The following is a 7,491-nucleotide window of genomic DNA, read 5'->3' on the forward strand; positions in this document are numbered from 1 at the left end:
CTGATATCAAATCCGGTAGCATCGGTGTAATAAGATAGTGAATTCAGAATCCAGAATCCAGCAATTCTGCAATCCAGAATTTAGAATCCAGAATTTAGAAGGGAAGAGAACTCAGAACTATTTCCACTCTGGGTGAAGATGGAATATTTTTTTATACCGAATTAAACGGATTTGATATCACTCCTTGGCAGGGACAGACAGGATGGAAACAGGCAGGATGCCTGCTCCCACTTAACTTACCACTTATATTCATCCAGCCCTTCAGCAATGCCAAATATTTTGTAGGTGCTTCACAGAATAATTTTTTTTTCTGATGTTGGTGGTGGATTGTAATAGTCGTGCATTGCATTATTTTTGTTATGAGGTACGGCAGTGGGAGCATCTTGCTCCCGTGCCAAGTATCCCTTTCTTGTATGCCATTACTATCCTGATGTTGTTGTTAGCGATCGCTTTTGAGTCTCTATATATGCTTACTTGTAAAATCCTGTTTTTGCGTTGAATAAAAAGTCATGCGTAGGTGCGAGTAACACCCAATGATTATATACTATCATGAATTTTTTAGGGATGCAAGGGTAACATCCTGCCAATTTTTTTGGTGCTTCACAGAATGCAAACTCAAATTAATCCGTATATCCGTGGCAAAATCCTTGTCTTGGCATCCGTGGCAAAATCCTTGTCTTGCCCTGACTTCTCCGCTCACAGGGATTATGGCACGGATGTGCTCACAGGGATTATGGCACGGATGTGCTCACAGGGATTATGGCACGGATATACGGATTAATTTGCGGGAGGGAAGAGAGAAAAGAAAGCAGACACAGATTTGGCCACGGATGTACGGATGGATGCAGGAAAGAGGGAAAAGGGGAAAGGAGAAAAGAGTGAAAGAGTTCTCCCATCATCACACAACAATACGAAAACCATAATCATAGGCAGAATTCCGCCAATTGATGGTGAGGCGCATAGCGGAACGACAGCGAATAGGAGGGTTGCTCCACGAACCTCCTCGCAGTGGAGAACGATCGTTATTTCCACCTAACCAAGCACTGCCATCAGTAGGCGCACCAGTATAATTATTGTGCCATTCATCAGCGCACCATTCCCAAACATTCCCGTGCATATCGTACAAACCAAAAGCATTAGGAGGAAATTTGTCTACATTTGTTGTTTTTCCACGATTTATTCCTTTCGGTGCAGAAGCATAAGTTTCGCCACCATTGTAGTTCGCCAACTCAGTCGTTATAGTTTCGCCAAAATAAAAAGGTGTGGTTGTTCCTGCACGGGCGCGCATATTCCCACTGACTCTCACTGGGTAAGCGATAGTTTTTACCTGTTATTTGTGAAACCTTCTGACAAAACTCTATAGCTTTGTACCAATTTACTGTTTCGACAGGGTGGTTTTCACTTTTAAATTTAGAAGGATTATTACCCATAACTGCTTGCCATTGCGCTTGAGTGACTGGATACTTTCCCATGAAAAATTCTGGTACATCTACATTATGTTGGGGACCTTCATTCTCCTCATGTCTCCCTATTTCCTCATCTGGAGAACCCATGAGAAATCTACCTGCGGGAATTTTTACCATTTCCAGGATGACTCCATTACCGAGGTTTTCTATGATTACTTCTGCTTGATGTTGAGGACGACTTATTGTTTTTCCTTTTGCATTAACTGTCACTGTCTCAAACTCCTGAATTGAAGTCTTTGTTAGTGGGGGAGATGGGTATGTTTTTTTTTCGATAAATCTATTCCACAAGTCTCTAGTTAATATTGCTGCTGCAAACCCACTCATAGCTATCAATATTTCTCTTCTATATCTTGGTATATTTCCTGATGGTATGGGTGGTATGGGTGGTGGTACTGGTGTAGTTTCTTCTAAAACCTCTAATACTTCCATAGCATTTTGATAACGGTCTCGAAAATCTTCCCGGGCCATTTTATCTAATATATTTGCCAGGCGATTGCTCACTTGTGCCTCATTCCTCCAGATAATATTTCCTGTATTTTTATTTCTGGAGAAACTCCTTGGGTGTTGTCCTGTTAGCGCCTTTATTCCTAAGATTCCCACTGCATATATATCGCTACTTAGTCTTGGTTTGCCGTTACTTTGTTCGTTTGGCATATAACCTGGTGTTCCGACTGGTACAGTTAAAGTTGTTGTTCCGGGTTGGTTGGTAGTCAACACACTTATTTCTTTTACTGCGCCAAAGTCTATCAATACTATTTTTTTGTCTGAGTAACGACGCATCAAATTTTGTGGTTTGATGTCTCGGTGAATTATATTGTTTTGATGAGCTTTTTCTAATGCTTCTAATATTCCTTTTAGTAGGGTAACGGTATAAGACTCGCTTAATTTTTTTCCTGGTGTTAGTTCTTTGCTTATATCGTGCCCTTCTATATATTCTTGTACTAGGTAAAATTCTGTTCCTTCTTGGAAATAAGCAAATAATTTTGGTATTTGGTCTGAGTCTTTGCCTAGTTTATATAGGGTTTCTCCTTCTCTCTCAAATAATCTTTGGGCAGTGGTTAATGTTTCTGGATCTGAGCTTCTAGGTGGTAGATGTTTGACTACGCATTTTGGTTTGCCTGGTAAGTCTAAATCTTCAGCTAAGTAGGTATCTCCGAATCCTCCACTTCCTAGAATGTCTATTATTTTGTATCGTTGTCTCAGGATTTTTCCAGACTGTATCATGACTTTTCAGTTATCAGTTATTCAGTTATCAGTTATCAAATTTATTTGTAAACTGCCTGGCTTTGTTTCAAAATTGTTCCAAGCTGTGTAATTTCAAAGAAGCAGTCAGCAGTCAGCTTTCAGCATACTTTTTGTGAGACACCCTCGTTTCGGAGCATTCTGTTAGGAATTAAGTTGCCGGGGATTTTTACCCAGAGCTTTAACGAAGTCAGAAGTCAGAAGTCAGAAGTTAATCCACCCCTCGCCCCTCCCCCTCCCAACCCACCCCTAACCCCTCCCAGGAGGAGAAGTAGGGGATTTGAGCAAGCCTCCAACCAAAAACATATCGCCTTAAAAGGCGGGGTTGTGCGACCCAATTATTTTGATAAAAGCTGATAGCTAGTTAATTTTGCTATTAAATTAGGGAAATATTGTTTTTTTGGCCTAATTTATTTGAGTATATATGAGCGCACTTTCTCGATTATATTTATAATATCATGTCAAGTTTTTTTGTCAACCCCCCTTTTTTCAGTTATCAGTTATCAGTTATCAGTTATCAGTTATCAGTATCCAGTTAGTAGTAGGACTTGAGAAATAAAATCAATATTTAATGGGCTAAAGCCCTACTACAAACAAAGGAGATTTCAACAATTAGTAAAGCTTTTATCTAGAACTAAAAGCAATAGCTGATAGTTGAATGCTTACTTTTTTATTCTTCCTTCTTCAATTGTTACTTCTTACTATACAGTAGAGGTAATAGGATATTTTTTTATTAGGGGATAACAAAGTTGATTTTACAAAATCCGATTGTTACATTTACGATTCTTTTATTAGTAATTCTCACTCTTCCACCTCTATTTGAACGTCTCAAACTACCTGGATTAGTGGGTTTATTAGTGGCAGGAATTATTTTAGGTGGAGATGGATTAAAATTACTCGATCCCGAAACAGAAACGATGAAATTATTATCAGATATTGGAAAAGTTTATCTGATGTTTGTCGCGGGATTAGAAATTGATTTAATAGAGTTTAAAAAAAATCAAGACCGTTCTCTTGGTTTTGGCATTGCCACATTTTTATTCCCACTTATTACTGGAACATTAATTGCCAAAATATTTGGTTTGGGTTGGAATGGTGCAATTTTAACAGGTTCTTTACTGGCTTCTCATACTCTCTTAGGTTATCCCATTGTTCAGCAGTTGGGTGTAGTGGGAAATCAAGCGATTACTGTTACTATTGGGGCGACAATATTTACTGATATTGCTGCTTTATTAGTATTGGCAATTTGTGTGTCGATTAATGCTGGTAATTTTTCGGCGATTAGTTTAGGAATTCAATTGGGAAGTTTGGCGATATATTCAGCAATAATTCTTTGGGGTTTTCAATGGCTGGGTAAACAATTTTTCCGGCGCACGACTAATCAAGAAAGTAATCAATTTTTATTTGTTTTGTTGGTTGTGTTTATTGCTGCTTTGGGTGCAACATTGATTAATGTCGATCAAATTGTTGGTGCTTTTCTGGCAGGTTTGGCAATTAATGATGTGGTGGGTAAAAGTCCGGTTAAGGAAAAAATAGAGTTTGTTGGTAGTGTTTTATTTATTCCTTGTTTTTTTATTGATATGGGATTATTGTTGGATATGTCTGCTTTTGTAAATACTTTTTTGACAAGTTTTGAATTAACTTTATCTATTATTTTTGGTTTGCTTGGAAGTAAATTTTTGGCTGCGTTTTTGGCAAAAAAGATTTATAAGTATAATTGGCATGAAACGATGAGTATGTGGTCTCTATCTATGCCACAGGTGGCTGCTACTTTGGCTGCTGCATTGGTGGGTTTGCAGGTAGGAATTTTGCCAGAGGTAATATTTAATAGTGTGATTTTTTTGATGTTGGTGACTTCTATTTTAGGTCCGATTCTTACTGCTAAATTTGCGAGTAAAATTTCTGTGCCAGAGGTAGATTTTTCATCGGATAATTCTTTGATTTGGTGGGAAACTCATCAGCAAGTTCCAGATAGTTTTACAGAGAGGGTTGATGGAATTGTTAATCATAAGTTTGTTGTATTAGTGCCAGTATATTCTTCTCCCGAACAAACAAAATATTTAATTGAAATGGCAGTAATGTTGTCAAAGCATGAGGGAGGTTTAATGATTCCTTTATCCATAGTTAAAGGTTACGTCAATATGGATTCTCCTCAGTTAAATTTGGCTTTACAACAGAGCAGTGAAAGGTTAGATTCTGTTTTAGAAATTAGCCGAAGTTTTGAAGTTGATGCTACTCCCGAAATCCGAATTTATGATGATTTTACTAAAGGTGTTAGTCGTACAGCACGAGAAAAAAATGCTAGTCTAATTGTCATGGGTTGGCACGATACTACTGGTATTAAATCTCGTTTATTTGGAAATATAATAGACCGGATATTTTGGTCTGCTCATTGCCCGGTAGCTGTGGTACGTTTGTTGGAAAATCCGATGAATATTAATAGGATTTTAGTACCTGTTAAAAATATTACTCCCCAGGCATTAAGAACTGTACGTTTTGCTCAACTTTTTGCTGGTACTAATCAAGCTTCTGTAACTCTACTTCATGTATGCGATCGCCAGACTTCTAAAGAACAAATTGCGAAGTTTCATTCCCAACTTTCTCAACTTATTTCTCAGAGAAAAACCGAGGTAAAGTCGAGAATTAAAATTATTCGTTATGATGATGTTGCTCCTGTAATTAGTAAAGCAGCAAAATCATATCAATTAGTAGTATTACGTTCTATGCGACGACGTACTGCCGCAGGATTATCTGTTAGTGATGTTACTACTAAAGTCTTGTCAGAAATTACTTGTTCAGTTGTTATATTTGGAGAACCTTATTCTTAGTTTTAGGGAATGAGTAAGCATTCAGCATTCAGCTATTAGCTCTTAGAAGTAATTATTCATTAGACATCTGCTAGAAATTCAAAATCAAATCAATTCTTATCCATCTATTTCTATTTCCTAGCCGCAAAAATCATGATTTTAGGGAATAGTAAATAACAGGAATAATCTCAGAATATTTCTGTTTCCGACCAGCAAAAATTATGATTTTAAAGAATAGGGAATAGAGAATAGCAGAAATAAGTAAGCATTTCCTGTGGACTGCTGCGCAAACAGCATTCAGCATTCAGCTATTAGCTCTGAGAAGTAATTACTCATTAGACATCTGCTAGAAATTCAAAATCAAGTCAATTCTTATCCATCTATTTATATTTCTATTTCCTAGCAGCAAAAATTATGATTTTAGAGAATAGGGAATAGAGAATAGCAGAAATAAGTAAGCATTTCCTGCGGACTGCTGCGCAAACAGCATTCAGCTATTAGCTCTGAGAAGTAATTACTCATTAGATATCTGCTAGAAATTCAAAATCAAATCAATTCTTATCCATCTATTTCTATTTCCTAGCCGCAAATATCATGATTTTAGGGAATAGGGAATAGGGAATAGCAGAAATAAGTAAGCAAACAGCATTCAGCATTCAGCTATTAGCTCTGAGAAGTAATTACTCATTAGACATCTGCTAGAAATTCAAAATCAAGTCAATTCTTATCCATCTATTTCTATTTCCTAGCCGCAAAAATCATGATTTTAGGGAATAGGGAATAGGGAATAGCAGAAATAAGTAAGCAAACAGCATTCAGCATTCAGCTATTAGCTCTGAGAAGTAATTACTCATTAGATATCTGCTAGAAATTCAAAATCAAGTCAATTCTTATCCATCTATTTCTATTTCTATTTCCTAGCCGCAAATATCATGATTTTAGGGAATAGTAAATAACAGGAATAATCTCAGAATATTTCTGTTTCCGACCAGCAAAAATTATGATTTTAAAGAATAGGGAATAGAGAATAGCAGAAATAAGTAAGCATTTCCTGTGGACTGCTGCGCAAACAGCATTCAACTATTAGCTCTGAGAAGTAATTACTCATTAGACATCTGCTAGAAATTCAAAATAAAATCAATCCTTATCCATCTATTTCTATTTCTATTTCCTAGCAGCAAAAATTATGATTTTAGGGAACAATAAATAACAGGAATAATCTCAGAATATTTCTGTTTACGACCAGCAAAAATTATGATTTTAGAGAATAGGGAATAGCAGGAATAATCTCAGAATATTTCTGTTTCCAACCAGCAAAAATCATCATTTTAGGGAATAGGGAATAGGGAATAGTAGAAATAACCTCAGAATATTTCTATCTCCGAGCAGCCAAAATCAGAGAGAAATTGTATTGTAAGCATTTAGCTATTAGCTGTCAGCTAGCCTCCTCCGGAGGAACTGCGGACTTCAGCAACAAGACTTTCTCATATAGGACAGTGCTTAAATTAAAATAGACTTTAAGGTTAAGGGAGCCTACTTTTCTAGTAAGACAATTAATAAAGCTTTGATAGTAAACTAAAAGTAATAGCTGATTGCTGATTGCTGATTGCTGACGGCTGAATGCTTACATTGTATTTATTACAAATAGACCTCTGTTCAACAATTAATAATTAACAATTACTTCTCCTTGAAAAGAAGAGGATTGACGTGGTAGGGAAATTTTTTTCTTCTCTTGGTTGATTGGATATGGCGAGGAAACCCGCTCTTATCAGAGTCGCTCCGAAGATCGCCATCCCTCGACCGCTTTTTTATCTTCGTCGCTGGCGCTGGTGTCACCAGTACTGACAGTGAGCTTGGTGGCTTCGGGCAGGTCGAAGCTGGGACGCACGTCGAAACTGGTGACCAGTTTCAGCCCGGTGTCGGTGCTGGTTTCATCATTGTTGATGGGACCGATGGGTTGTAGTTTGTGGTCGTCG

The 7,491-nt window shown here is 37.3% G+C and carries 2 protein-coding genes and 1 pseudogene; 1 reads left to right on the forward strand and 2 read right to left on the reverse strand.

Translation table 11 applies throughout. The features are described from left to right. Nucleotides 1–777: 777 nt before the first annotated feature. A pseudogene (locus F6K54_RS36285) lies at nucleotides 778–2,687 on the reverse strand (SUMF1/EgtB/PvdO family nonheme iron enzyme). 770 nt (nucleotides 2,688–3,457) lie between these two features. Between F6K54_RS36285 and F6K54_RS36290 the strand changes: the two are divergent. Then, a complete protein-coding gene (locus F6K54_RS36290; RefSeq protein ID WP_293088709.1) occupies nucleotides 3,458–5,536 on the forward strand; it encodes a cation:proton antiporter in 2,079 nt (692 codons plus the stop codon). Between the two features lie 1,747 nt (nucleotides 5,537–7,283). Here the strand turns inward: F6K54_RS36290 and F6K54_RS36295 are convergent. Further along, nucleotides 7,284–7,491, reverse strand: a 208-nt coding sequence (locus tag F6K54_RS36295) for a hypothetical protein (RefSeq protein ID WP_293088711.1), incomplete at its 5' end; no start/stop codon positions are given.

Origin of the sequence: Okeania sp. SIO3B5 (assembly GCF_010692555.1) — a bacterium.
Taxonomy (GTDB): domain Bacteria; phylum Cyanobacteriota; class Cyanobacteriia; order Cyanobacteriales; family Microcoleaceae; genus Okeania.